This window comes from Jiella avicenniae (assembly GCF_021390325.1).
Lineage (GTDB): Bacteria > Pseudomonadota > Alphaproteobacteria > Rhizobiales > Rhizobiaceae > Jiella > Jiella avicenniae.
On sequence record NZ_JAJUWU010000018.1, the window covers coordinates 68,824 to 92,903 of the forward strand.

Annotated in this window: 22 protein-coding genes; 2 read left to right on the forward strand and 20 right to left on the reverse strand. The window is 66.7% G+C overall.

The features are described 5' to 3' along the window. Window positions 1–77: 77 nt before the first annotated feature. The 4 genes from LZD57_RS17375 to LZD57_RS17390 form a co-directional block, all read right to left on the reverse strand. On the reverse strand, window positions 78–1,058 hold the full coding sequence (locus LZD57_RS17375) for an ABC transporter permease (RefSeq protein WP_233720752.1): 981 nt from the start codon (window positions 1,056–1,058) through the stop codon (window positions 78–80). Window positions 1,059–1,061: 3 nt separating this feature from the next. Then, window positions 1,062–2,021: an ABC transporter permease gene (locus tag LZD57_RS17380; protein WP_233720753.1), complete on the reverse strand. Its 960-nt coding sequence runs from the start codon at window positions 2,019–2,021 to the stop codon at window positions 1,062–1,064. Then, window positions 2,018–3,610, reverse strand: a complete 1,593-nt coding sequence (locus tag LZD57_RS17385) for a sugar ABC transporter ATP-binding protein (RefSeq protein WP_233720754.1) — start codon at window positions 3,608–3,610, stop codon at window positions 2,018–2,020. The genes LZD57_RS17380 and LZD57_RS17385 overlap by 4 nt, the downstream gene beginning before the upstream one ends. Before the next feature lie 167 nt (window positions 3,611–3,777). Next, window positions 3,778–4,869 (reverse strand): sugar ABC transporter substrate-binding protein, encoded by a 1,092-nt coding sequence (locus LZD57_RS17390; RefSeq protein WP_233720755.1) that lies wholly within the window; start codon window positions 4,867–4,869, stop codon window positions 3,778–3,780. A gap of 307 nt (window positions 4,870–5,176) precedes the next feature. Here LZD57_RS17390 and LZD57_RS17395 point away from each other — a divergent pair, with 307 nt between their 5' ends. Continuing rightward, window positions 5,177–6,064 carry an SMP-30/gluconolactonase/LRE family protein gene (locus tag LZD57_RS17395; RefSeq protein WP_233720756.1) on the forward strand — a complete coding sequence of 296 codons (888 nt, stop codon included), beginning with the start codon at window positions 5,177–5,179 and terminating at the stop codon, window positions 6,062–6,064. Window positions 6,065–6,206: 142 nt separating this feature from the next. Here the strand turns inward: LZD57_RS17395 and LZD57_RS17400 are convergent, their stop codons facing one another. The 9 genes from LZD57_RS17400 to LZD57_RS17440 form a co-directional block, all read right to left on the reverse strand. Beyond that, complete coding sequence (locus tag LZD57_RS17400) at window positions 6,207–6,431, reverse strand: CopG family antitoxin (protein ID WP_233720757.1); 225 nt, start codon at window positions 6,429–6,431, stop codon at window positions 6,207–6,209. After that, entirely contained in the window at window positions 6,412–6,744 is a 333-nt protein-coding gene (locus LZD57_RS17405) for a BrnT family toxin (protein ID WP_233720758.1), read from the reverse strand. Before LZD57_RS17405 ends, LZD57_RS17400 begins: the two co-directional genes overlap by 20 nt. A 206-nt stretch (window positions 6,745–6,950) precedes the next feature. Continuing rightward, a complete protein-coding gene (locus tag LZD57_RS17410) occupies window positions 6,951–7,766 on the reverse strand; it encodes a ferredoxin--NADP reductase (RefSeq protein WP_233720759.1) in 816 nt (271 codons plus the stop codon). A gap of 332 nt (window positions 7,767–8,098) precedes the next feature. After that, window positions 8,099–11,896, reverse strand: coding sequence for a methionine synthase (metH, locus tag LZD57_RS17415; RefSeq protein WP_233720760.1), 3,798 nt, complete (start codon window positions 11,894–11,896; stop codon window positions 8,099–8,101). 234 nt (window positions 11,897–12,130) lie between these two features. Next, window positions 12,131–12,538 (reverse strand): DUF1810 domain-containing protein, encoded by a 408-nt coding sequence (locus LZD57_RS17420; RefSeq protein WP_233720761.1) that lies wholly within the window; start codon window positions 12,536–12,538, stop codon window positions 12,131–12,133. An 87-nt stretch (window positions 12,539–12,625) separates the two neighbouring features. Continuing rightward, on the reverse strand, window positions 12,626–13,501 hold the full coding sequence (locus LZD57_RS17425) for a bifunctional helix-turn-helix transcriptional regulator/GNAT family N-acetyltransferase (protein WP_233720762.1): 876 nt from the start codon (window positions 13,499–13,501) through the stop codon (window positions 12,626–12,628). 132 nt (window positions 13,502–13,633) lie between these two features. Beyond that, the gene (locus LZD57_RS17430; RefSeq protein ID WP_163466018.1) at window positions 13,634–13,936 is read right to left on the reverse strand and encodes an urease subunit gamma; all 303 of its coding nucleotides are present in this window, start codon (window positions 13,934–13,936) and stop codon (window positions 13,634–13,636) included. 40 nt (window positions 13,937–13,976) lie between these two features. After that, entirely contained in the window at window positions 13,977–14,813 is an 837-nt protein-coding gene (locus LZD57_RS17435; protein ID WP_233720763.1) for an urease accessory protein UreD, read from the reverse strand. A gap of 167 nt (window positions 14,814–14,980) precedes the next feature. After that, complete coding sequence (locus tag LZD57_RS17440; protein ID WP_233720764.1) at window positions 14,981–15,631, reverse strand: hypothetical protein; 651 nt, start codon at window positions 15,629–15,631, stop codon at window positions 14,981–14,983. 173 nt (window positions 15,632–15,804) lie between these two features. Here LZD57_RS17440 and LZD57_RS17445 point away from each other — a divergent pair, with 173 nt between their 5' ends. Next, on the forward strand, window positions 15,805–16,659 hold the full coding sequence (locus LZD57_RS17445) for a D-amino-acid transaminase (RefSeq protein ID WP_233720765.1): 855 nt from the start codon (window positions 15,805–15,807) through the stop codon (window positions 16,657–16,659). Between the two features lie 7 nt (window positions 16,660–16,666). Here LZD57_RS17445 and LZD57_RS17450 read toward each other — a convergent pair whose 3' ends face one another. The 7 genes from LZD57_RS17450 to LZD57_RS17480 form a co-directional block, all read right to left on the reverse strand. Next, window positions 16,667–17,314, reverse strand: coding sequence for a 2-dehydro-3-deoxy-6-phosphogalactonate aldolase (locus tag LZD57_RS17450; RefSeq protein ID WP_233720766.1), 648 nt, complete (start codon window positions 17,312–17,314; stop codon window positions 16,667–16,669). Beyond that, complete coding sequence (locus LZD57_RS17455) at window positions 17,311–18,240, reverse strand: 2-dehydro-3-deoxygalactonokinase (RefSeq protein WP_233720767.1); 930 nt, start codon at window positions 18,238–18,240, stop codon at window positions 17,311–17,313. Before LZD57_RS17455 ends, LZD57_RS17450 begins: the two co-directional genes overlap by 4 nt. After that, window positions 18,237–19,181, reverse strand: a complete 945-nt coding sequence (locus LZD57_RS17460) for a Gfo/Idh/MocA family protein (protein WP_233720768.1) — start codon at window positions 19,179–19,181, stop codon at window positions 18,237–18,239. The genes LZD57_RS17455 and LZD57_RS17460 overlap by 4 nt, the downstream gene beginning before the upstream one ends. Window positions 19,182–19,186: 5 nt before the next feature. Then, window positions 19,187–20,404 carry a multiple monosaccharide ABC transporter permease gene (gene mmsB / locus LZD57_RS17465; protein ID WP_420844831.1) on the reverse strand — a complete coding sequence of 406 codons (1,218 nt, stop codon included), beginning with the start codon at window positions 20,402–20,404 and terminating at the stop codon, window positions 19,187–19,189. Between the two features lie 11 nt (window positions 20,405–20,415). Further along, window positions 20,416–21,948 carry a multiple monosaccharide ABC transporter ATP-binding protein gene (mmsA, locus tag LZD57_RS17470; RefSeq protein ID WP_233720769.1) on the reverse strand — a complete coding sequence of 511 codons (1,533 nt, stop codon included), beginning with the start codon at window positions 21,946–21,948 and terminating at the stop codon, window positions 20,416–20,418. A 158-nt stretch (window positions 21,949–22,106) separates the two neighbouring features. Continuing rightward, window positions 22,107–23,174, reverse strand: a complete 1,068-nt coding sequence (chvE, locus tag LZD57_RS17475) for a multiple monosaccharide ABC transporter substrate-binding protein (protein ID WP_233720838.1) — start codon at window positions 23,172–23,174, stop codon at window positions 22,107–22,109. A gap of 58 nt (window positions 23,175–23,232) precedes the next feature. Then, window positions 23,233–24,030 carry a FadR/GntR family transcriptional regulator gene (locus LZD57_RS17480; protein ID WP_233720770.1) on the reverse strand — a complete coding sequence of 266 codons (798 nt, stop codon included), beginning with the start codon at window positions 24,028–24,030 and terminating at the stop codon, window positions 23,233–23,235. Window positions 24,031–24,080: the final 50 nt, after the last annotated feature.

Consider the following 24,080-nt stretch of genomic DNA (forward strand, 5'->3'; position numbering starts at 1 on the left):
TCATAGGCGATTTCGCCGGACATTGCGAAATCGCCCGTGAAAGTCCGAAGGACGCGGTTGCCGCCGCCCCGGCGGTTTCAGTCGGTCGGCCGCGCCTCGCGGGCGTAGAGCAGCACCAGGGCGATGATGATCACGCCGAAGACGATGTTCTTGCCGGCCTGGCCGATCTGCGCGATCGAGAGGATCGACTGCAGGAGGACGACGATCAGCGTGCCGGCGATGGTGCCGACATAGCCGCCGGCGCCGCCCATGATGTTGGTGCCGCCGATGATCACGGCGGCGATCGGCACCAGCAGATAGTCGTTGCCCATGCCGAGATAGGTCTGCGAGGCGTAGCCGGTGAGGAGAATCCCGCCGATGACCGCGCACAGGCCGGAGGCGACGAAGGCGCCGACATAGACGAGGCGGGTGTCGACGCCGGACAGGAACAGCGCCGGCTCATTGTTGCCCGTCGCATAGAGGAAGCGGCCGAAGCGCGAGCGGGCGAGGACGAGGATGGTGACGAGGGACAGAAAGGCCCAGACCAGCGGCGAGACCGGCATGCCGCCGAGATGGCCGACGGCGAGGAAGCGCACCACGGAGGGAATGGTCGAATCCGGCGGCTGGCCGTTCGTATAGACCATGGTCGCGCCTTCGAGGAGGGCATTCATGCCGAGCGTCCAGACCAGCGAGTGCAGCCGGAAGACCGCGACGCCGATGGCGTTGATCAGGCCGACCGAGATGCCGACGAGGAGCGCCGCACCGATCGCCACGCCGAAGCCGTAGCCCTGGCCGTAGAGCGTCGCCATCAGGATCGAGGAGAAGGTCAGGTTCCACGGCACCGACAGGTCGATCTGGCCGGTGAGGATGACCAGCGTCTGGCCGATCGCGATGATGCCGATGAAGGTGGCGATCTGCAGCTGCGCCTTGACGTTGGCCCAGGAGGCGAAGGCCGGGTTGAGGATCACCGCGACGACGATGAGGACGACGAGGAGGACATAGGAGACGGCGACGCCGTGTTTGGTGAAGGCGGACAGGCGGGAGGCGAGGCTCGGGGAGCCGGCGGTCGTGGACGTCATCGGTCAGCTCCTGAGGACGGTCAGACGGTTGCGGGCCCGCAGCGTCCAGGCGTTGCCGAACATCAGGACGAGGATCAGGATCGCCCCCTGAAAGACGCTCTGGTAGAAGGACGAGACGCCGGCGGCGAAGAGCACCGAGATGATGATCGAGATGAAGAAGGCCGCGACGATCGGCCCGAGTGCGACGCCCCTGCCGCCGCCGAGGATCGCCCCGCCGAAGACCACGGCCGCGACCGAGTTCAGCGTGTAGGACGTGCCGACGGTGGCATCGCCGGAGGTCGTCTGGGCGGTGAGGAACAGGCCGGCGCAGGCGGCGAGGACGCCGCCGATCACATAGGCCGAAACGAGGGTGCGCGGCACGTTTATGCCGGACATGTGCGCCCCGCCGGGATTGTCGCCGACGGCGTAGATCGCCGTGCCGAGGCGCGAGCGCATGATCGGCATGCGGAAGGCGAGCGTGATCACCAGAAGCACGATCAGCGAATAGGGGAGCCAGCCCCAGGCGCCGGTCAGCGTCGAGGCGTAATAGCCGGGCACCGAGCCGCCCGGCTGCGGGCGGATGAGGAGCGCGAAGCCGGAATAGACGTAGAGCGTCGCGAGCGTCACGATGATCGGCTGGATGCGGCCATAGGCGACGAGAAGGCCGTTGACGAGCCCCGCGCCGGCACCGGCACCGAGGGTCAGCAGGACGACGCCGAAGACGCTCCACGGGCTGTCGCCCATATAGGTGGCCGCGATCGCGTTGGAGAGGCTGACGATGGCCCCGACCGAGAGGTCCACGCCGCCGGTGAGGACGACCGTGAGCTGGGCCAGCGCCGCCAGCGCCAGCGTCGTGCCCTGGTTGGCGAGCAGCCGGAAGCCGAAGGGCGAGACGATCAGCGGCTGCTGATACCAGTAATAGCCGAGCAGAAGCACGAGGCCGACGATGGCGAGCAACGAGGTCTTGTAGCGACGCAGGATCATTGGGCTGCCTCCATCACGGCGGCGCCCTCGCCCCGCCCCCGCCCGACGCCGAGCGAGGCGGCGAGGATGTCCTGTTCGGTGATGTCGTCGCCCTGAAGCGTCAGGGCGATCCGCCCGTCGTCCATCACGGCGACGCGGTGGCAGAGGCCGATGAGTTCGCTGGTCTCGGTGGAATAGAGGATCACGCCCTTGCCCTCGCGCGTCAGGCCGACGATCAGCTCGTAGAAGGCCTGCTTGGTGCCGACGTCGATGCCCCGCGTCGGATCGTAGAAAAGGAAGACGTCGGCGCCCGTCTCCAGCCATTTGGCCAGAACCAGCTTCTGCTGGTTGCCGCCGGAGAGCGAGCGGGCCGGCAGCTCCATCGACGCCGCCTTGACCGCGAGACGCTCCATCATCCGCGCGACGAAGGCCTTTTCCTTGGCAGGACTGACGAAGCCGAAACGGCCGAGGCGGCCGAGCACGGAGAAGGTGATGTTCTCTCTGACGCTCATCGGCAGGACGAGACCTTCGGTCTTTCGATCCTCCGGGATCAGCGCGATGCCGCTCGCCTTGGCGTCCCACGGGCTCGCGACCTTCGCGGGCTTGCCGGCTATCGTCACCTCGCCCCCGATGCCGCGATAGGCGCCGAAGAGCGCCAGGAGCAGCGTCCCCTGCCCCTGTCCCTCGAGGCCGGCGAGCCCCAGCACCTCGCCGCGCCTCAGGGAAAGCGAGATGTCGTGAAGGCCGGAGCCGGCCGAAAAGCCGGAGAGTTCGAGCAGCGGCGGGGCGTTCGTCTCGACTGCGGTCTTTTCGGGAAAGGACCGCTCGACCCGTTGGCCGAGCATCATCTCGACGATCTCGCCGTCGCTGGCCTCAGCGGCCTTGACGGTCGCGACGTGCCGGCCGTTGCGGAAGATCGTCATCCGGTCGACGAATTCGCGGATCTCGCTCATCCGGTGCGAGATGAAGATCACCGACGTGCCGCCCGCCTTCAGCTTGCGCAGGAGATCGAACAGCCGCTGCACTTCCTTGCGGCCGAGGGCCGAGGTGCCCTCGTCGAGGATCAGGAGCTTCGGTTTCTTCGACAGCGCCTTGAAGATCTCGACGAGCTGCCGATCGGCGAGCGACAGGTCGGAGACATGGGCGCCGGGCGCAATGTGATCGACGCCGAGGCTATCGAACAGCCCGCGCACCTCGGCCCGCATCCGCCGCTGGCTGATCTGCCCGAGAAAGCCGGTCGGCTGATGGCCGATCAGGATGTTCTCGGCGACGGTGAGATGGGGGAACAGCGACAGCTCCTGAAACACCGTCGCGACGCCGTGACGGGCGGCGTCGGCCGGCCCGGCGAAGCTGACGGTCTCGCCACCGAGCGCGATCGTCCCCGCATCGGCGCGCTGGACACCGCTCAGCACCTTGACCAGCGTCGACTTGCCGGCGCCGTTGGCGCCGAGCAGCGCATGGATCTCGCCGGCCTCGCAGGAAAAATCGGCGTCCTCGAGCGCATGGACGCCGCCGAAGCTCTTGGAGATGCCTCTCGCCTCGAGAAGCGTGCCCTCGCCGGCAGATGCGCGGGAAGCCGAAGGAGACGTCGGATCTGGATGGGAACTCAAGGACACTCTCCGCCAATGGGCGCGGGCCGGAGGACGTCCGGCCCGCGCGGAGACGAAACACCGGCCTCAGGGCCCGAGGCGGGCACCGGCCGGAGCTCGGAAACCGGCGGCCGGCGGGAGGGAAGACGCCCGCCCGCCATGCGCCGGAACCCGGCATCTTTCCGGCGTCAGACCTTCTGCTTGAGGATCTGCTCGGCGGTGAAATCGAGCCCGCAGACGGGGATCGAGATCGGCGTGAAGAAGCTGTCGGGCAGCTCCGGAAAGAAGTTCTCGCCGGACTTCAACGTATCCGTTGTCGCCATCGGCAGCGGCGCCGAGACAGACTGGGGCGTTTCCTTGCCCTGCAGGATGTCGAGCGCCACCATGATCGACAGCGCCGAAAGCGCCGGCGACTGGCCGATCGAGAGCATCGGGAACTTCAGCTCGGAAGCCAGCTTGCGGAAGCCGTTCTCCGCCTCGCCGGCGATCGGCGGAACGTCGAGCCCGGCCTGCTGGAAGGCGCGGACCACGCCGGTGTCGCCACCCTGGCTCCAGACGCCGTCGAACTTGGTGCCGGAGGCGAGCGCGTTGGCGGTCACCTTCTGGGCCGTTCCGTCGTCCCAGTTGCCGTAGATCTCGGTGGTCTTGATCTCGGGGTGCTTGCCGAAGACGTCGTTCGCCGCGCGGGTGCGCTCCTGATCGACGAAGGTGCCGGCGACGCCGCGGACCATCAGGACGTTGCCCTTGCCGCCGGTCTTGTCGACGACGAAGTCGGCCCACTGCTTGCCCATCTCGTACTGGTCTTCATTGACCGTGACGGCCTTGTCCGTCGTCACCACGTTGTCGAAGGAGACGACGAGGATCCCGGCATCCGCGGCCTGGTCGATCACCGAGTTGAGCCCCGTCGGCGAGGCCGCGTTCAGGATGATCGCATCGACGCCCGACAGGATCATCTGGTTCATCTGGGCGATCTGGGCGCTGACCTCGTTGCCGGAGCTCGTCGCCTGAAAGCTCTTGATGAGCGGCTTGACCTCGTCGCGCTCGGTATAGGCCTTGGCGATCTGCACCATCTCGGTGCGCCAGGTGTTGCCGATGTAGGAATTCGACAGGGCGATGTTGAACGGGCCGCTCTTGGCCTCGCGCTTGATCATCTTGGTGTCGGAGGCCCATGGGACGATGCACTTGCCCTCCGCCGCGAAGGCGGGGCGCCCCATCAGGCCGCCGAAAGCCGTGGCCGCGACGCCGCCCGCTACGCTCTGGATGAACTGTCTGCGCTGCATGCTGGTTTCCTCCCGCAGTTCGTCGTCGCCTGCGCCGCCTCCCGAGCGGCCCCGATCAGGCCCGACATCAACGCATACATTACTTGCATCTGGTGAAGGCGACGGGAAGACGTCTTGTAAAGATCGGCGGCTGCGGCGTGCAGAATTCATCCTCCGGTAATGTTTGACGGCCCCGTATCCGGGCCGACGGCCCTTGCCACCCGGATGGCCTGCCGCAGGTGACCGGCCACGGCAAGGAGGCGCCAGGCGGCCCGGCAGACATCGAACCGAGGCGGCGGCGGTTCGCGCATTCCCCAAGGAGATTCCGATGACCTCGCCATTTTCTCTCGTCCTCGACGCCAAGTGCGCCCTCGGCGAGTGCCCGGTCTGGTCGGGCCCCGAGCGGGCGCTCTACTTCGTCGACATCAAGGGCATGAAGCTCCATCGCTTCGAGCCGGAGACCGGACGCCACACCACGATCGGCCTGTCGGAAGAGATCGGCTGCTTCGCCATCCGCAAGGACGGCGGCTTCGTCGCCGGCCTGCGCTCGGGCGTCTGGCATCTCGGCCCGAACGGCGAGCGGCGCGCCATGCTGGCGCCGAACCCCGAGCCGAACGCGACCAACCGCATCAACGACGGGCGCACCGACCCCCGCGGCCGGTTCTTCCTCGGCACGATCGACGAGATGAAGGCTGGCGGCACCGCGGGTCTCTACCGCTTCGACAGATGCGGTCTGGCGCAGATCGAATCCGGCCTGTGGACATCCAACGGCCTCGCCTTCGCGCCGGATGGCCGCACCATGTACCACTCCGATACGTCGGCCCGCACGATCTACGCCTATGACTACGACGTCGCGAGCGGCGAGGCGACGGGCCGCCGGATCTTCGCCAAGGTGACGAATGTCGGCGACGACAAGGGCCGCCCGGACGGCGCGGCGGTGGACGCCGAGGGCTGCTACTGGTCGGCGCTCTACGAGGGCGGTCGGGTCCGGCGCTATTCACCCAAGGGCGAGCTTCTCGGCGAATATCCGGTGCCGGCGATGTGCACGACGATGGTGGCCTTCGGCGGCAAGGACCTCGAGACGCTCTACGTCACCTCGGCGCGCGACGGCCGCCCGGCGGAGGAACTGGAGCGTCTTCCCCATTCCGGCGGCGTCTTCGCCATGCAGACCGACGTGCCGGGTCTGCCCGAGCCACAGTTCGATCCGGAGGTCTGAGCGAGATGGTTCCGCTGCCCGGAAACACTCACGCCTGCGGTCAACGCACTCTCGTCCTGGCGACTTTCATCCCATATGCAGGGAACTCTGCTCCTCAGGATCGGCCGTCAGGACGCCGCGAGATGCGGCTCCACGGCATGACCTAGGCGGTTTTCAGGCCGATCTCGATCAGCTCACGCATGAGACGTCGGTAAGGCACACCACGGCGCTCGGCAAGCGCCTTCACGGCATCGAGCTGCACCTTCGGCAGGGTGACGTTGACCTCTTCCTCGTCGGAAAATTCAAAGGCCGTGGGCACGAAGTGTGACAGATCGTACTCCGTCAAATCGGCGGTCGCCACGAACTCTTCAGCCGCCTCGTCGGTCAAGAGTGCCGGCATTTTCTTCAACGACTTTGCGTCCGTCATAAAACGCCACCTCCTTGCCGTGCATGTAGCGGGCGCTGACCGGCCTTACCAGGGTCCTTCCCTCGCGCCGACGATAGGTGAAGGCGACAAACAGCCAGCGATCGCCGAGAGTTCGTCCGATCGCCCGAAGACGCTGCTCGGTCGCCGAGTGGTTCGGATCGGCGTACACGGCCGGACCCGCACGAAACAGCGTCTCGATCTCGTCTCGCGAAACGCCGTGACGGCCACACTTCGGCCAGTTGCCTCCGTCCCAATCGAAGCCCGCGACCTTCATTGGCGGATGGTGCACCCTCGTGTGGATCGACGCAATAGCACCACGATTCCGACGCCGCGCCTCGGAGCACCACCGCCGCGATCCGGCAGTGTTCCGTCTGAAAGCTACGACATCATTCGCACGGCAGGCGACGCCATCGTTGTTATACGGACGCTCGTTTGTACGGCATCAGCCTCCCGCTTCCTGGCTCACGCTTGATAAATGCGTCAGTCGACGAACGCCCGCTCGACGACGTAGGTGCCGGGCTTGTTGTTGGCGCCTTCCTCGAAACCCCGCGCCTGGAGCAGGCCCTCGATCTCGCGCAGCATCGCCATCGAGCCGCAGATCATCGCCCGGTCGGTCTCGGGGTTCAGCGGCTCGATGCCGAGGTCGGTGAACAGCTTGCCGTTCTCGATCAGGGTGGTGACCCGGTGGCCCCTGGTCTCGCCTTCGCGCGTGGCGCTGGCGTGGAACATCAGCTTGTCGCCGACGAACTCGCTCATCAGCTCGTCGTTCCTGGTATTTTCCACGAGTTCCCGGCCGTAGTTCAGCTCGGCATTCTCGCGGCAGGTCTGGGTGAGGATGACCTGGTCGAACTTCTCATAGGTCTCCGGATCGCGGATCACCGAGGCGAAGGGGGCGATGCCGGTGCCGGTCGAGAACAGGAACAGGCGCTTGCCCGGCAGCAGCGCGTCGTGCACCAGCGTGCCCGTCGGCTTCTTGCGCATCAGCACCGTGTCGCCGACCTTGATCTTCTGCAGATGCTCGGTGAGCGGGCCGCCCGGCACCTTGATCGAGAAGAATTCGAGTTCCTCGTCCCAGGCGGGGCTGGCGATCGAATAGGCGCGGTAGACCGGCTTTTCGGCGTTGGGCAGCCCGATCATGACGAACTCGCCGGAGCGGAAGCGGAAGCTTTGCGGCCGCGTCATGCGGAAGGAGAACAGGCGGTCGGTGTAGTGCTTCACCGCCGTCACCGTCTCGGCGAAGACGTTCGCCGGGATCGGAAATGCCGTTTCGGCTTCGCTGGTGGCGACAGAACTCATGCCAATTGCCTCTCTCGTTCGTCCTATGGCGCGGCGGCGCCTTACGGCACCGGATCAAGGTCATCCCGGGGCCGCCACGGCGGGCGTTCCGGGTCGTCCGGTAGCGCGATCCGGCCCGCAAGCCAATGATGAGATCATTAGCGTACAAACATAATTGCCGGATCGCAAAGCCGCAGCGTCGGAAATTCCAAAAACCCGCGCCGAACCGGAAAATCCATTGCGCCGCGCCACGATCCGCCGACGCGATCGCATTTTCCGTCAATGCGATCGCGATGCCGTCGCGGCCGGGGGGAGGCGAGGAAGCCGACCCGCAGGCCGCCGGCCCGAAACGATCAGGCCGCCTCGTCGACCGCCTCGTTCGCCCGCGGCTTCGGCACGTAGTTCAGCACCGGGGCGAGCCAGCGCTCGACCTCTTCGACCGACATGCCCTTGCGGGTCGCATAATCCTCGACCTGATCGCGCTCGACCTTGGCGACACCGAAATAGTGCGAATCCGGATGGCCGATATAGAGCCCGGACACCGAGGAGCCCGGCCACATGGCAAGGCTTTCGGTGAGCTTGACGCCGATCTCCTTTTCCGCGTCGAGCAGCTCGAACAAGGTGAGCTTCTCGGTGTGGTCCGGCTGGGCCGGATAGCCGGGCGCGGGACGGATGCCGGCATAGGGCTCGGCGATCAGTTCCTCCGGCGTGTAGGTCTCGCCCGGCGCATAGCCCCAGAGGTCGGTGCGCACCAGCGCATGCATGCGCTCGGCGAAGGCTTCGGCGAAGCGGTCGGCCAGCGCCTTGACCATGATCGAGGCGTAGTCGTCGTTGGCCTTGGCGAAGCGATTGGCGATCGCCTCTTCCTCGATGCCGGCGGTGACGACGAAGCCGCCGACATAGTCCGCCTTGCCGCTGTCCTGCGGCGCGACGAAATCCGACAGGGCGAGGTTCGGCCGGTCGCCGCGCTTGGCGAGCTGCTGGCGCAGCGTATAGAACGTCGCGCGCTCGTCCTTGCGGGCCTCGTCGGAAAACAGCCTGATGTCGTCTCCGACCGCATTGGCCGGCCAGAAACCGACCACCGCCTTCGGCCGGAACCATTTTTCGTCGACGATCTGCTTCAGCATCGCCTGCGCGTCGGCAAACAGCGCGCGCGCCGCCTCGCCCTGGCGTTCGTCCTCGAGGATCGCCGGATAGCGTCCCTTCATCTCCCAGGTCTGGAAGAACGGCGTCCAGTCGATATGAGCGGCGAGATCGGCGAGATCGAATTCCTGATACACCTTGGTGCCGAGGAAGGACGGCGCCTTCGCCTCGAAGCCCGACCAGTCGATCTTCATCGCATTGTCTCGCGCCGCGGCGAGCGACAGGCGCTTCTTGTCGCGCTCCGACTTTTCGTGCGCCTCGGCGACCTTCCGGTATTCCTCGCGCACGTTGGCGATCGTCTTGTCGCGATTTTCCTCGGACAAAAGGTTCGAGACGACGCCGACGGCCCTGGAGGCGTCGGTGACGTAGATGCTCTGGCCGCGTTCGTATTGCGGGTGGATCTTCACCGCCGTATGGACGCGGCTGGTCGTCGCCCCGCCGATGAGCAGCGGGATGTCGAAGCCCTCGCGCTCCATTTCGGAGGCGACGTGCACCATCTCGTCGAGCGAGGGGGTGATCAGGCCGGACAGGCCGATGATGTCGACCTCTTCCTTCTTCGCCGTTTCGAGGATCTTCGCCGCCGGCACCATGACCCCGAGATCGATGACCTCGTAGTTGTTGCAGGCGAGAACGACGCCGACGATGTTCTTGCCGATGTCGTGGACGTCGCCCTTCACCGTCGCCATCAGCACCTTGCCGGCATTCTTGCGGCCCTCGCCGCCCGCAAGGCGCTTTTCCTCTTCCATGTAGGGCATCAGATAGGCGACCGCCTGCTTCATGACGCGGGCCGACTTCACCACCTGGGGCAGGAACATCTTGCCGGAGCCGAACAGGTCGCCGACGATGTTCATGCCGTCCATCAGCGGGCCTTCGATGACGTGCAGCGGGCGCTCGGCGGCCGCGCGCGCCTCCTCGGTGTCGGCCTCAATATATTCGGTGATGCCGTTGACGAGCGCATGGGCGAGGCGCTCGTTCACCGGCTTCTCGCGCCAGGAAAGGTCTTTCTCCTTGGCCTTGCCGCCGCCCTGACCCTTGTAGCGTTCGGCGAGATCCAGCATCCGCTCGGTCGGGTCGCCGCCGTCCTTCGGCACGCGGTTGAGGATGACGTCCTCGCAGGCCTCGCGCAGTTCCGGGTCGATGGTGTCGTAGACGGCGAGCTGGCCGGCATTGACGATTCCCATGTCCATGCCCGCCTGGATGGCGTGGTAGAGGAACACCGCGTGCATCGCCTCGCGCACGGCCTCGTTGCCGCGGAAGGAGAAGGAGAGGTTCGACACGCCGCCGGAGACGTGGGCGTGCGGCAGGGTCTGACGGATCGTCCGGGTCGCCTCGATGAAGGCGACGCCATAGGGATTGTGCTCCTCGATGCCGGTCGCGACCGCGAAGATGTTCGGATCGAAGACGATGTCCTCCGGCGCGAAGCCCGCCTTCTCGGTCAGGAGTTGATAGGCCTTGGTGCAGATCTCGACCTTGCGCTCGTAGCTGTCCGCCTGGCCCTTTTCGTCGAAGGCCATGACCACCACGGCCGCGCCGTAGCGCTGGATGAGCCTTGCCTGGGCGAGGAACGCCTCCTCGCCCTCCTTCATCGAGATGGAATTGACCAGCGCCTTGCCCTGAACGCATTTCAGGCCCGCCTCGATCACCTCGAATTTCGAGGAATCGATCATCACCGGCACCTTGGCGATGTCCGGCTCGGCGGCGACGAGGTTGAGATAGTCGACCATCGCCTGCTTGGAGTCGATCAGCCCCTCGTCCATGTTGACGTCGATGACCTGGGCGCCGTTTTCGACCTGCTGCCGGGCGACCTCGAGAGCCGCCGGATAGTCGTTATCCTTGATCAGCTTGCGGAAACGCGCCGAGCCGGTCACGTTGGTCCGCTCGCCGACATTGACGAAGGGGATGTCCTTGGTCAGCGTGAAAGGCTCGAGGCCCGACAGCTTCATCCGCCGCTCGACGGTCGGGATCTTCCGCGGCTTGTGGGCCTTCAGCATCTCGGCGACGGCCTTGATGTGATCGGGCGTCGAGCCGCAGCAGCCGCCGACGACGTTGACAAGGCCTTCCTTGGCGAAGACCTCGACCTCTTTCGCCATCGCCTCCGGGCTCTGGTCGTATTCGCCGAATTCGTTCGGCAGACCGGCATTCGGATAGGCGCAGACGAAGGTGTCGGCGGCGTTCGAGATCTCGGCGAGATGGTCGCGCATCGCCGCCGCGCCGAGGGCGCAGTTCAGCCCGATGGTGAAGGGCCTGGCGTGGCGCACCGAATGCCAGAAGGCCGTCGGCGTCTGGCCGGAGAGCGTGCGGCCGGAGAGGTCGGTGATCGTGCCAGAGATCATCTCCGGCAGGCGCACGCCCTTTTCCTCGAAGATCTCCTCGCAGGCGAAGATCGCCGCCTTGGCGTTCAAGGTGTCGAAGATCGTTTCGATGAGCACGATGTCGGCGCCGCCGTCGATCAGGCCGCGCAGCTGCTCGCCATAGGCGATGCGCAGATCGTCGAAGGTGACGGCGCGATAGCCGGGATTGTTGACGTCGGGCGAGATCGAGGCGGTGCGGTTCGTCGGGCCGAGCGCACCGGCGACGAAACGGCGCCTGCCGTCGGTCTGCTCGGCGCGGATCGCCGCTCTGCGGGCGAGGCGTGCGCCGTCGCGGTTGAGCTCGTAGACCTGATCTTCCATCTGGTAGTCGGCCTGGGCGATGGTCGTCGAGGAGAAGGTGTTGGTCTCCAGGATGTCCGCGCCGGCCATTGCATAGGCGTAGTGGATGTCCTCGATCGCCTGCGGCTGGGTCAGGTTGAGGAGGTCGTTGTTGCCCTGCAGATGACATTCGCAGGCGCCGAAACGGTGGCCGCGGAAATCGTCCTCGCCGAGGCCGAGAAGCTGGATCTCGGTCCCCATGGCGCCGTCGAGAATGAGAATGCGTTCGCTGGCGGCCTGTTTCAGCGCCTCGAACGCCTCAACGGGATTGCGGCCGTCGGTCAACGGCCCGAAGAGCTGTTCGGTCGTGGAGGTCATGAGCGTCGCTTGTCCTTCTGGGTCGCCATCCAGATCACATAAAGATATTCTTATGTCAACAAATGGGCTGGGCGAACGGACGTCTCGACGCCAGTCCTCGTGACGTGACCATAAAGATTCGCCTCGACGAGCGAGGCGGCTGGCTGGCGCTGCAGGAGCCCCTCGCCCTTCGAGGCTCGCTTCGCCCGCACTTCGGGATAAGGGCGACCGTGAGGCGGGCCGGGCAGGAGGCGCTCAGATCCTTGCGAGCGTCGCCTCGTCTTCCTTGCCGTCGAAGAACACGTCGAGCGCATCGCCATAGAACGCCTCCTGCGGCGCGGCGCGATGGAACAGAGTCATCGAGGAATGGAACTTCATGTCGTCGGGCGAGCCGAAGATGGCATGGGCCGACTTGCCGGGATGGGTGAGGACGGCTTCGGTACAATCGCGCAGCCGCCGGCCGAGAATCTCGTGAGCGGCGTAGTCCTTCGCCTCGGCGAGCGAGGTTATGGCGTAGCGCCGCGCCGTCGGCGAGGAGCCGAGCCCCTCGATCTGCGGAAAGACGAACCACATCCAATGCGTGCGCTTCGCGCCCGCCTTCAATTCGTCGAGCGCGGTCTCGTAGACCTGGTCCTGGGCTGCGATGAAACGGTCGAGGGACATCGTGCCAACCTCCATGACGGAATGCCGCGCCGGTCTCGCCGGTTCACGCGGCAGGGTGAACTCGGTCGATGGGAGAACAGTTAGAAATCAAAGCCGCTTTTCAAAGAAAAAGTCCGGATAGGGATCGTCGTTGAAGCGGTCGATCTCCGTCCAGCCGGATTTGCGGTACATGGCGACCGCCTCGGGAAGCGCCTTGTTGGTGTCGAGCCGCAGGAGGGGCACGCCGAGTTCGCGCGCAATCGCCTCGACCTGCGCCATGATCTTCCAGGCAAGCCCCAGCCCTCGGGCCGCCGGCGCCACCCAGAGCCGCTTGACCTCGGCATAGTCGGCGCAGGTGCCCTTCAGGCCGACGCATCCGACCGGCATGTCGTCGGAAAAGGCGACGACAAATGCACCGCGGGGACGAATCATGCTCCCGGCTTCGGGATCGGCCGAGAGCGCCACGTCGAAGCCCCGCTCGAAGCGGCGCGCGAGTTCGGCATAATATTCGCCGAGGCAATAGCGGGCGACGTCCGATCGGGGATCCACTTCGCGCAGCGCGATCTGGTCTCGGCCGAAGGCCGAGGCGACGAGATCCATCGCCGCCAGCAAGGCCTCGGGGTTGGCGTGGCGGGCCAGCGCGTGCCGCGCCCGGTCGTCGGACAGGGCCTCATAGGCGGCGAACTCCGCCTCCCCGGCCGGCGTCAGCGTGACGATGCGCCTGCGACCGTCGGCCGGATCGGGCGTGGTCTCGACGAGACCCTCCTCCTCCAGGCCCCGCAGCATCCGGCTGACCAGCCCCGAGTCGAGCCCGAGATAGGCGCGGATTTCGCTGACGTCGCCCTTGCCGTGTCCGATGGCATTGAGGACGCGGGCGACGCCGAGCGGTCGGCCGCGGCCGAGAAAGGAATGGTCGAGCGCGCCCACCTCGCTGACGGAAGCGCGGGCGAAACGGCGAAAGCGGGAGACGGGATCTAGAAACATGATAACTGACTTAAGTCAGATAAAAATTTCGGGCAAGAGAAATCTTGCGAAGGGCTCTCCAGAGACCCTTCGGCGTGATGCTCCGTCAATGAATGGTCTGCGAACCCTCCGGCATCCGGAGCGCCTGCGCCCTCAACGGATCGGCTCGTGCACCGTCACGAGCTTGGTGCCGTCCGGGAACGTCGCCTCCACCTGGACGTCGTGGATCATCTCGGCGATGCCCTCCATCACCTGGTCGCGGGTGATCACCTTGGCGCCGGCCTCCATCAGGTCGGCGACGCTGCGGCCGTCGCGTGCGCCCTCGACGACGAAGTCGGTGATGAGAGCGATGGCCTCGGGATGGTTCAGCTTCACGCCGCGCTCCAGCCGCTTCCGGGCGACGACGGCCGCCATGGAGACGAGGAGCTTGTCCTTTTCGCGGGGGGTGAGCTGCATCGTGTCGTCCTCGAAGATCGGGTCGGAAGTTCGGATAAGGTCAGAGCGACCATATCCGCGGGACGGCAGCCTTTGCCAGTGCCGCGATGGCCGGAACCAGCCGCTTTCTGAGAAGAAAGCCGGAGGGAGCGACGAGCCGCGCGACGATCACCCCGTCGACGAGGCTGGCGCCGCCGCTTTCGCCGACCGCTTCGCGAAGCGGGGCGAGGAAGGTTTCGGGCGCCGCGCGCCTGGCGACGAGGGTGGCGAAGGCGCGGTTGCCGGCGAGCGAGGCCGCAGCGCCGGTCCGCCCGGCGATGTCGCCTTCGAGCCGGGTCTCGTCGGCGAAGGCGAGCCGCCCCCCGACGCGAATGCGCCAGCTCTCGCGGAAGAGCCCCCGCCGGACGCTCTCGCCCATCATCTCGCGGCCGAGAATGACGCTCTCGCAAAGGACGAACTCGGCCTCGTCGGCGGCGTCGAGTTCCAGCCTGCGGGCAAGCGCGCTCTCGTCGAAGAGGATGGTCTCCTGCGGCAGGAAGGCGAGGAAGCCCCCCGCCTCGACGCTCAGCCGCGTCGCCACCTCGGCCCGGCCGGAACTCGCCCGGTAGATCCGCTCGCAGGCCTGGGTGGTGAGAGAAAGGCCCGCGCCGGTGCCGACGGCAAAGCGCTGATCGAGAACGTCCCCGCCGGTCAGCCCGCCGGCGGTGTTGATCAGGACGGCCTCGCTGGTTTCGCCGGGCACTTTCGGAAAACGCAGCTTCAGGCAGCCGGCCTGGTGGAGATCCTCGAGCCGGGTGCGCCCGCCCGCCGCCTTGACCCTCAGATCGAGCCGGCCCCGGGCGCGCTGGAGGGGCGTGGCCGATCCGCCGGGAGAAGGAAGAGGAAGTCCGTCGGTCATCAGCGAAATCGTCCCGGGATCATCGTTTCGCCCCGCCACGATCCCGAGAACGGAACCGGCGCACGGACGCTCACGGAGCCTTATCCCGGCACGGGCGGCGATGGGAAGCCGGCCGGCGGCAGCACGGCGCCGGATCTTTCGCTGACGGCGCCGAAGCCCTGCCCGCCCTACCGCCGCGCCTGCCCGCTCATCCTGGCGACGGCATCGTCGACGAGGCGATTGGCGATCTGCATGCGGGTCGTCGCTTCGGACCGGAAGCCGATCGCCACGCGGTCCGGATGGTTGGTCCGGGCGAAATTGCGGCGCGCTTCGAGGAGATCCTTGACGCTGGCGAGCGAGAGAATGTCCAGTTCCATCGCGATGTCGTAAGGGTCGGTGCTCGGCGCGCCGGGCTGCGCCTCACGGACCGTCCTCGCATAGGCGGCGCCGGCCTCGGTGGCGGAGCCGGTGCCGCGGTTGCCGCCGGGAGGCGTCGGCTCCGGCGTCCTCCGCGTCCGGTCGCCCGGGTGCCGCGCCTCGAAATCCTGCGGCGGCTCGGGGCGCTTTTCCGCCCGCTGCGAGGCGGCGCGGGGCGGCTCGGCAGGCTTCACCGGCTCCGGCTCGTCGAATTCGGAGAAATCTTCCGCCTCGAGCGCTTCCTCGTAAGCCGCGCGGGCGGCAGCGGTCCGCTCGACGCTCTCGGCGATCTTCGGGCCGCGCCGGATGCCGATCACCGACATGACGCCGTCCGACGCCCGGCCGAACACCGAGCGCCAGCCCTTGCCTTCGTGACGGGCGGCGACCCCCTCGAGGATTCGATCGAACGACTGGTCCACCATGGCGGGGTCCTGGATACGCAACAATGGCCGCGATTGTCGCGCCGATCTCCTGAAGCTTTCGTAAAACTGGATTCATTGGCGGCCGGCAAACCGCCGGCGATATTGCGCCGCCGAGACCCTCGCCCTTATGGTCGCGCGCCGGGGGCCAGGCGGCCCCGAGATGGAGGAACGCGATGCGCACGGTCTATGTGAACGGCGTCTTCTGCCCGGAAAACCAGGGGGTGGTGTCGATCTTCGACCGCGGCTTCCTGTTCGCCGACGGCGTCTACGAGGTGACGAGCGTCCTCGACGGCAAGCTGATCGACTTTTCCGGGCACATGGCACGGCTGCGCCGATCGATGGCCGAACTTTCGATCCCGGCGCCGGCGAGCGAGGACGAACTCCTGTCGATCCACCGGCAGCTCGTCGACAAGAACGCTTTGGCCGAGGGGATGATCTACATGCAGGTCTCGCGCGGCGCCGCCGACCGCGATTTCCTGTTCCCGTCCGGCGACATCAGGCCCTCGCTCGTCCTCTTCACCCAGACCGGGCAGCTGCGCGACCGGCCGGCGGCGAGAACCGGCTTGAGGATCGTCACCCTGCCGGACCTTCGATGGGCGCGCCGGGACATCAAGACGGTGCAGCTGCTCTATCCCTCGATGGCCAAGACCGAGGCGAAGCGGCGGGGCGTCGACGACGCCTGGCTGGTCGAGGACGGCTTCGTCACCGAAGGCACGTCCAACAACGCCTATATCGTCAACGCCGAGGGCGCGCTGGTCACCCGGCCCCTTTCGCCCGCCATCCTGCCGGGGATCACCCGGACGTCGGTGCTGCGTCTCGCCGCCGAGACCGGGCTCGCCGTCGAGGAGCGGCCGTTTTCCGTCGAGGAAGCCCTCGCCGCGCGCGAGGCCTTCATCACCTCGGCGTCGAGCTTCGTCCTGCCGGTGGTCGAGATCGACGGCCAGAAGATCGGCGAGGGCGTACCGGGAGAGATCGCCCGGCGTCTGCGGGCGATCTACATCGACGAGGCGGTGAGGACGGCGGTGTGACCGCCGTCTAACCCCCGAATACTGCGTCGTATGCCGCGACCGTCTTCTCGGCTCGGGCCTTGACCGTGGCCGCGTCGTCGCCCGGCCGGAAGAGCGACGAGCCGAGGCCGAAGGTGCGGATGCCGCCGGCGGCATAGGCGGCGAAGTCCTTTTCCGAGACGCCGCCGACCGCGCCGATCGGCAGGCCGGCGGGAAGCACGGCGCGGATCGCCGCGATGCCCGACGGGCCGAGAACGCTCGCCGGAAAGAACTTCAGCGCCGAGGCACCGAGGGCGGCGGCGGCGAGCGCTTCGGTCGCCGTAAAGACGCCGGGCATGGTGACGAGGCCTTGCTCGCGGGCGCGGGCGAGCACGGCGGCGTCGACGTTCGGGCTGACGAGAAGCTCACCGCCGCAGTCGGCGAGACGATCGACGGAGGCGACGTCGAGCACCGTGCCGGCGCCGATCAGCACGCCGTCCGGAGCGAGCAGCGATGCCGTCTCGATCGAGCGGAACGGATCCGGCGAGTTGAGCGGGATCTCGATCGCCTCGAACCCGGCCTCGATCAGGCCGGAGACGACCGCCCGGCAGTCGTTCGGCGCGAGACCCCGCAGGATCGCGACGAGATCGCGCTTCAGTTTCGGCCAGGGTGCGCGAGGGCGCGTCGGTTCGCTCATGTCAGGATCCTTCTTGCAGCGGCGAGAAGGCCGCGCCGCACCGCCGCCTCGCCGTCCTCTGCGGTCGCGTCGAGACCGAGGGCCGAAAAGGCCGCCCGGTAGCGCGCGGCGAGCGGGCCGGCGGCGACGAGCCGGACGACGTGACCGCCGAGCCCGCCGAAGCGGCTGGCGGCGCCGGCGAGTTCGAGGCCGATGAGGAGCCCGGACAGGGTCGAGGCCGCATGCGGCGCCGCTTCGGGGGCGAGCAGCCCGCCGGCGCGGATGGCGAAGAGCCGGTTGGAGATTTCCGCCGGATGCGCGAATGCGGCCCGCGCGGCCTCAGCGAACGAAGCCGCGTCGAAGCGATCGTCGCCCGTCGTCAACGAGTGCCGGAGAATCGTATGCCCGGCAATGGCGGCGAAAAGATCGCCGGTGACGAAGGTGGCGAAGCCAGCGAGGCGTCCCTTTTCCAGCGTAACCCACTTCGAATGGGTGCCCGGCAGGCAGACGAGTTCACGGCCGTCCTGCCGATCCTGCGATGTTTCGAGGCCGAGGATCTGCGTCTCCTCGCCGCGCATCACGTCAAACCGGCCGTCGGCGCGCTGGCAGACCCCCGGCAGGATGAAGACCGGCCGCTCGGCGCCCGGCACCTTGACCGCGCCGGCCGCGAGACTGTCCGGATCGGCGGGCGTCTCGACATAGGGCGCCTCGAGCCAGCCCTGCTTCGCCCCGACCATGCCGCAGGCGACCACCGGCAGATCGGCCGGAACGGAAACAGCCGCGAGATGGCGGTCGAGCACGCCGGCAAAGCCGCCCGGTTCCTCGGCGGCCGTCGCCATCCCCTCGCCGCCGCGGCGTTCGGCGAGAACGGTTCCGTCTTCGCCGACCAGCCAGAGGCGGAAGGACGTCGTGCCCCAGTCGACGAGGGCTGCGAAGGCCGTGCTCACAGGGCCGCCGGCGGATCGAAGAAGAACGGTTCGGTGACGGCCCGCCGCCCGAACAGGAAAGCGTCCGCGACATGGCGGAGCGGCGACGGGTCGACGTCGGACTGCCCGGCCGAGATCAGTTCGGCGAAGCGGGCATAAAGGCCGTCATATTCGGCCTCCGGCGCCATCGCCTGCTCCTCGCCGTCAATGCTGAGCTTCGCCCCGCCCATGGAGAGCGTCAGCGTCCCGCCATCGGTCTCCACGACGATGTCCCAGGTCTGCGGCCCGGTCTGGCGGAAATCCAGTTCCGCCTCGACCGCCTCGCCGCCCGGCCCGGCGAAGACGAGCGACGCGGCGATCGGCGCCTGGCGGTTTTCCGGAAAGGTCAGTTCGGCGCCGGTCAGCCAGATCGGGAAGGGCAGGATCCGCGTCACGATCGACAGGGCGTTGATGCCCGGATCGAAGACGCCGAGGCCGCCCGGCTCGAAGATCCAGTCCTGCCCCGGATGCCAAAGGCGCACGTCCTCCTTCCAGGTTACGGCGACCTTGCGGATGCGCTGGCCCTTCAGCCAATCGCGTGCCGGCCCGACGCCCGGCGCCTCGCGCGAATGCCAGCTGGCGAAGAGCGAGACACCGTGCGAAGCCGCGAGGCCGGCGAGATGTTCGACCTCGGACAGGGTCGCGCCGGGCGGCTTTTCCAGCATCACGTGCTTGCCCTTGGCCAGCGCCTCGGCCGCGACCGCGTGCCGCGCCTGCGGCGGCATGCAGAGCGAGACGGCCGCGATCTCCGGCATCGCCTCCAGCATCTCTTCGGTCGAAGCGAAATTGGCGATGCCGTCGACGCCGGCATTGCGGCTCGCCGCCGCGACGAGGTCGAAGTCGGAACTGCGCGACAGCGACGGCAGATGCTGGTCGCGGGCGATCTTGCCGATGCCGACGAGGCCGAGTTTCACGGGTGCCATGTGCCTCAGGCCCGGTTCTTGTTGTAGACGTCGAAGATCACGGCGACGAGCAGCACGAGGCCCTTGATCACCTGCTGGTAGTCGATACCGATACCGAGGATCGACATGCCGTTGTTCATCACGCCCATGATGAATGCGCCGATCACCGCGCCGATGATCGTGCCGACGCCGCCGGCCATCGAGGCGCCGCCGATGAAGACGGCGGCGATGACGTCGAGCTCGAAGCCGAGGCCGGCCTTGGGCGTCGCGGTGTTGAGGCGGGCCGCGAAGACGAGGCCGGCGAGAGCCGCCAGCATGCCCATGTTGGCGAAGGTGAAGAACACCAGCCGCTCGGTGTTGATGCCGGACAGCCGCGTCGCCTTCTCGTTGCCGCCGACGGCGTAGATCCGCCGCCCGATGGTGGTGCGCGAGGTGATGAAGGAATAGACGGCGATGAGAAGCGCCATCACCACGAGAACGTTCGGAAAGCCCCGGAAGGTCGAGAGCGCCCAGGTGATGTAGACGATCGCCGCGGCGAGAATGAAGTTGCGGCCGAAGAAGAACAGCGCCGGCTCGTCGTCATGGCCGCTGGAACGGTTGCGGAAACGCGAGCGCAAGCCGAAGAACAGCATCACCGCGACGACGACGACGCCGAGCAGCATCGACAGGAGGTTGAAGCCCTTGATGCCGAAAACGTCCGGCAGGAAGCCCGAGGAGATCAGCTGGAAGCCGCGGGGGAAGGGACCGACCGACTGGCCTGCCAGCACCCACAGCGTCAGCCCCTTGAACACCAGCATGCCGGCGAGCGTGACGATGAAGGACGGGATCTTCCAATAGGCGATCCAGTAGCCCTGCATCGCGCCGATGACGGCGCCGACGGCGAGGCAGATGACGCCGGCGAGGATGTAGTTCATGTCCCACTGGACGATCATCACGGCCGCGAGCGCCCCGACGAAGCCGAGGACGGAGCCGACCGACAGGTCGATGTGACCGGAAACGATGACGAGCAGCATCCCCAGCGCCATGATGATGACGTAGGAATTCTGCAGGATCAGGTTGGTCAGGTTGATCGGCTTCAGCAAGATGCCGTTGGTGACGATCTGGAAGAACGCCATGATGACGATCAGCGCCAGAAGGATGCCGTATTCGCGCATGTGCTTGCGAATGAAGCTCGCCGACGCGCCGGCCGTGCCGCTCGGCGCCGGCTTGGTCACGGCCGGCTGGTGAATGGCCTCTTGAGACATTCCTTTTTTCCTCAGTTCCTGTGGCCGGAGCGGATGATCAGCGACATGATCTTTTCCTGCGACGCTTCCTTCGTCGGCATTTCGCCGACGAAGCGGCCTTCATTCATGACGTAGATCCGGTCGGTGACGCCGAGGAGCTCCGGCATCTCCGAGGAGATCACGACGATCGCCTTGCCGGTCCTCGCAAGCTCGGCGATGATTGCGTAGATTTCGTATTTCGCGCCGACGTCGATGCCCCGCGTCGGCTCGTCGAGGATCAGCACCTCCGGCCCGGCGAAGAGCCATTTCGCCAGCACCACCTTCTGCTGGTTGCCGCCGGAGAGATTGACGACTTCCTGCGCCGTCGAGGAGCACTTGATGCGGATGCGCTCGCGATAGTCCCGGGCGACGGCGAGTTCGCGGTTCTCGTCGATGACGATGCCGTCGGCGATGCCGCCGAGATTGGCGAGCGGAATGTTGCGGCGGATGGTGTCGTCGAGGACGAGGCCGAAGGTCTTGCGGTCCTCGGTGGCGTAGCAGATGCCGGCCGAGATCGCGCGGTTGACGGTCGAGACGTCCACCGGACGCCCGTGCATCTCCACCGTGCCGGAAATGTTCGTGCCATAGGATCTGCCGAAAAGGCTCATGGCGAGTTCGGTGCGCCCTGCCCCCATCAGCCCGGCGATGCCGACGACCTCGCCTGCCTTCACGTGAAAGCTGACGTCGTCGCAGACCTTGCGCTCGGAATGCTGCGGGTGATGGGCCGTCCAGTTCTTTACCTCGAAGATCGTCTCGCCGATCTTCGGCTCGCGCGGCGGATAGCGGTCGTTGAGGCTGCGGCCGACCATGTCGCGGATGATGTCCGCCTCGCCGACATGGCTGCCTTTGGCGTCGAGCGTCGAGACCGCCGCGCCGTCGCGCAGGACGGTGATGGTGTCGGCGACCTTGGAGATCTCGTTCAGCTTGTGGGAGATCAGGATCGACGAAATGCCGGCGGCCTTGAATTCGAGCAACAGATTGAGCAGCGCCTCGGAATCGGTCTCGTTGAGGCTCGAGGTCGGCTCGTCGAGGATCAGAAGCTTGACCTCCTTCGACAAGGCCTTGGCGATCTCGACGAGCTGCTGCTTGCCGAGGCCGAGTTCGGTCACCCTCGTCTGGGGCGACTCCTTCAGGCCGACCTTGGCAAGCAGATCGCGGGTGCGGGAGAAGGTCTCGTGCCAGTCGATGACGCCGCCGGCCGCCCGCTCGTTGCCGAGGAAGATGTTCTCGGCGATCGACAGGAGCGGGACGAGTGCAAGTTCCTGGTGGATGATGATGATGCCGCGCTTTTCGCTATCGGCGATGCCGGAAAAGCGGCATTCCTCGCCCCTGAATTCGATCACCCCGTCATAGGAGCCGTGGGGATAGACGCCGGACAGGACCTTCATCAGGGTCGATTTGCCGGCGCCGTTCTCGCCGACGAGGGCGTGGATCTCGCCTTCCGCGACGGTGAGATTGACGTCGTCGAGCGCGATCACCCCCGGAAAGGTCTTGGTGATGCCCTGCATCTGCAAAATCGTGGTCATGACGGAATGTCTCGAAGCGTCCGCGTCGCGAGCCGGCAGCGCCCGGACGTGAAGTTTGCCATCGCGAACGGGCCTGGCCCGATCGGTGCGGCGCGCCGGAAGGACACCGGCGCGCCGACGCATGGGTCACGCGGGGCATGGCGCCCCGGGCGGATGGACTACTTGATCTGGTCTTCGGTGTAGTAGCCCGAGTCGACCAGGACCTTTTCCCAGTTGTCCTTGGTGACCAGAACCGGCTTGAGCAGATAGGACGGCACGACCTTGACGCCGTTGTCGTAGGTCTTGGTGTCGTTGACCTCCGGCTCCTTGTCCTGGAGGACGGCGTCGACCATCTGCACGGTCACCTTGGCGAGTTCGCGGGTGTCCTTGAAGATCGTCGAATACTGGTCGCCTCTGAGGATCGCCTTGACCGAGGGAACCTCGGCGTCCTGGCCGGTGATGATCGGCATCTCGAGGTCGCCCGAGCCGTAGCCGACGCCCTTCAGCGAGGAGATGATGCCGATGGACAGGCCGTCATAGGGCGACAGCACGCCGTTGACCTTCTGGTCGCCGGTGTAGTTGGCCGACAAAAGGTTGTCCATGCGGGCCTGGGCGACCGAGCCGTCCCAGCGGAGCGTGCCGACCTTGTCCATGCCCATCTGGCCGGAGGGGATCTTGATCTTGCCCTCGTCGATCAGCGGCTGCAGCACGCTCATCGCGCCGTCGTAGAAGAAGTAGGCGTTGTTGTCGTCCGGCGAGCCGCCGAAGAGTTCGACGTTCCAGCTCTCCTGGTCGGGGAAGCGCTGCTTCAGGCCGTCGACGAGCGACTCGGCCTGCTGCACGCCGACCTGGAAGTTGTCGAAGGTCGCGTAGTAATCGACGTTCTCGGAATCGCGGATCAGCCGGTCGTAGGCGATCACCGGAATGCCGGCGGCGGCGGCGTTGGCCAGCGTGTTCGACAGGGTCGTGCCGTCGATCGCCGCGATCACCAGCGCGTCGACGCCGGTGGTGATCATGTTCTCGACCTGGTTGACCTGGTTCGGAATGTCGTCCTCGGCATATTGCAGGTTCGCGTCGTAACCGGCTTCCTTGAACTGCTTCACCATGTTGTCGCCGTCGGCGATCCAGCGCGCCGAGGACTTGGTCGGCATGGCGATGCCGATCGTGCCCTTGTCCTGGGCGTTCGCCGCCATCGGGCTCGCCAGCGTCACGACCGCAGCCGCGACCCCCGCAAGAAACGTCTTCATCATCATGGTCACTTCACCTCCCTGACCGTTGCGGACGCCGCGAGGCGCCCATTTCCGCTCAAGCCACGCCGGATGGGCGCGGCTCGGCCATCTTTCTTGCGTCCGGCGCGCCGCCGGACCGCGTTTCCTCCTCGCCATTGGCGTAGAGGGCATGAACGACGTCGTCGAAGGCGCTCTCGATGAGACGCCGCATGAACAGCTCGGCCGCATCGCCGTCGCCGGTCAGGATCGCCTGCATCACCCTCTCGTGCTGACGCACGGTCTCCTCCTGCGGGTTCTGCCGCCAGGACAAGGAGAAGGAGACCGATAGGCTGCGCTCGATCAGCGCGCCGAGCGAGACGAGCAGCGGATTGCCGGTCGACTCGAGTACGATGCGGTGAAAGTCGAGATCGGCGGCGATCAGCTCGGACGAGCCGCGCGGATTGTCGCGCATGCCGCCGAGCGCCCGCGTCAGACGCTCGCCCTGCGCCGCGTCGATGCGCCGGGCGGCGAGCCGGGCCGCGGCCGGCTCGTTGATCAGCCGCATTTCGTACAGCGCCTCGACGAAGGGGCGGCGCACCGGGGCGGTGAGATGCCACGCCATGACGTCGGCATCCAGCATGTTCCAGGCGATGCGCGGGCGCACCTTGGTGCCGACCTTGGGGCCGACGCTGACGAGGCCCTTGGCGGCGAGATGACGGATCGCTTCGCGCACCACCGTGCGCGACACCCCGTGGTGGGACTGGATTTCCTTTTCCGTCGGCAGCGCGTCGCCGCTGAGGAGATCGCCCGACGTGATCCGGCGGCCGAATTCGGCAGCGAGCGCAACGGTACGATTCGACCGCTCCCCGTCGATTGTCGGACGCTCGTAACCCATGGATTCCGCCGGACCTCCCATCCGCAATGATCGTACCATTGCGCCGGAAA

Excerpts from the sequence above, each read along its gene's own strand:
- LZD57_RS17375 (WP_233720752.1), bottom strand. The coding sequence starts at position 1,058 with ATGACGTCCACGACCGCCGGCTCCCCGAGCCTCGCCTCCCGCCTGTCC.
- LZD57_RS17380 (WP_233720753.1), bottom strand. The coding sequence starts at position 2,021 with ATGATCCTGCGTCGCTACAAGACCTCGTTGCTCGCCATCGTCGGCCTC.
- LZD57_RS17390 (WP_233720755.1), bottom strand. The coding sequence starts at position 4,869 with ATGCAGCGCAGACAGTTCATCCAGAGCGTAGCGGGCGGCGTCGCGGCC.
- LZD57_RS17395 (WP_233720756.1), top strand. The coding sequence starts at position 5,177 with ATGACCTCGCCATTTTCTCTCGTCCTCGACGCCAAGTGCGCCCTCGGC.
- LZD57_RS17405 (WP_233720758.1), bottom strand. The coding sequence starts at position 6,744 with ATGAAGGTCGCGGGCTTCGATTGGGACGGAGGCAACTGGCCGAAGTGT.
- LZD57_RS17410 (WP_233720759.1), bottom strand. The coding sequence starts at position 7,766 with ATGAGTTCTGTCGCCACCAGCGAAGCCGAAACGGCATTTCCGATCCCG.
- metH (WP_233720760.1), bottom strand. The coding sequence starts at position 11,896 with ATGACCTCCACGACCGAACAGCTCTTCGGGCCGTTGACCGACGGCCGC.
- LZD57_RS17420 (WP_233720761.1), bottom strand. The coding sequence starts at position 12,538 with ATGTCCCTCGACCGTTTCATCGCAGCCCAGGACCAGGTCTACGAGACC.
- LZD57_RS17425 (WP_233720762.1), bottom strand. The coding sequence starts at position 13,501 with ATGTTTCTAGATCCCGTCTCCCGCTTTCGCCGTTTCGCCCGCGCTTCC.
- LZD57_RS17430 (WP_163466018.1), bottom strand. The coding sequence starts at position 13,936 with ATGCAGCTCACCCCCCGCGAAAAGGACAAGCTCCTCGTCTCCATGGCG.
- LZD57_RS17435 (WP_233720763.1), bottom strand. The coding sequence starts at position 14,813 with ATGACCGACGGACTTCCTCTTCCTTCTCCCGGCGGATCGGCCACGCCC.
- LZD57_RS17440 (WP_233720764.1), bottom strand. The coding sequence starts at position 15,631 with ATGGTGGACCAGTCGTTCGATCGAATCCTCGAGGGGGTCGCCGCCCGT.
- LZD57_RS17445 (WP_233720765.1), top strand. The coding sequence starts at position 15,805 with ATGCGCACGGTCTATGTGAACGGCGTCTTCTGCCCGGAAAACCAGGGG.
- LZD57_RS17450 (WP_233720766.1), bottom strand. The coding sequence starts at position 17,314 with ATGAGCGAACCGACGCGCCCTCGCGCACCCTGGCCGAAACTGAAGCGC.
- LZD57_RS17460 (WP_233720768.1), bottom strand. The coding sequence starts at position 19,181 with ATGGCACCCGTGAAACTCGGCCTCGTCGGCATCGGCAAGATCGCCCGC.
- mmsB (WP_420844831.1), bottom strand. The coding sequence starts at position 20,404 with ATGTCTCAAGAGGCCATTCACCAGCCGGCCGTGACCAAGCCGGCGCCG.
- mmsA (WP_233720769.1), bottom strand. The coding sequence starts at position 21,948 with ATGACCACGATTTTGCAGATGCAGGGCATCACCAAGACCTTTCCGGGG.
- chvE (WP_233720838.1), bottom strand. The coding sequence starts at position 23,174 with ATGAAGACGTTTCTTGCGGGGGTCGCGGCTGCGGTCGTGACGCTGGCG.
- LZD57_RS17480 (WP_233720770.1), bottom strand. The coding sequence starts at position 24,030 with ATGGGTTACGAGCGTCCGACAATCGACGGGGAGCGGTCGAATCGTACC.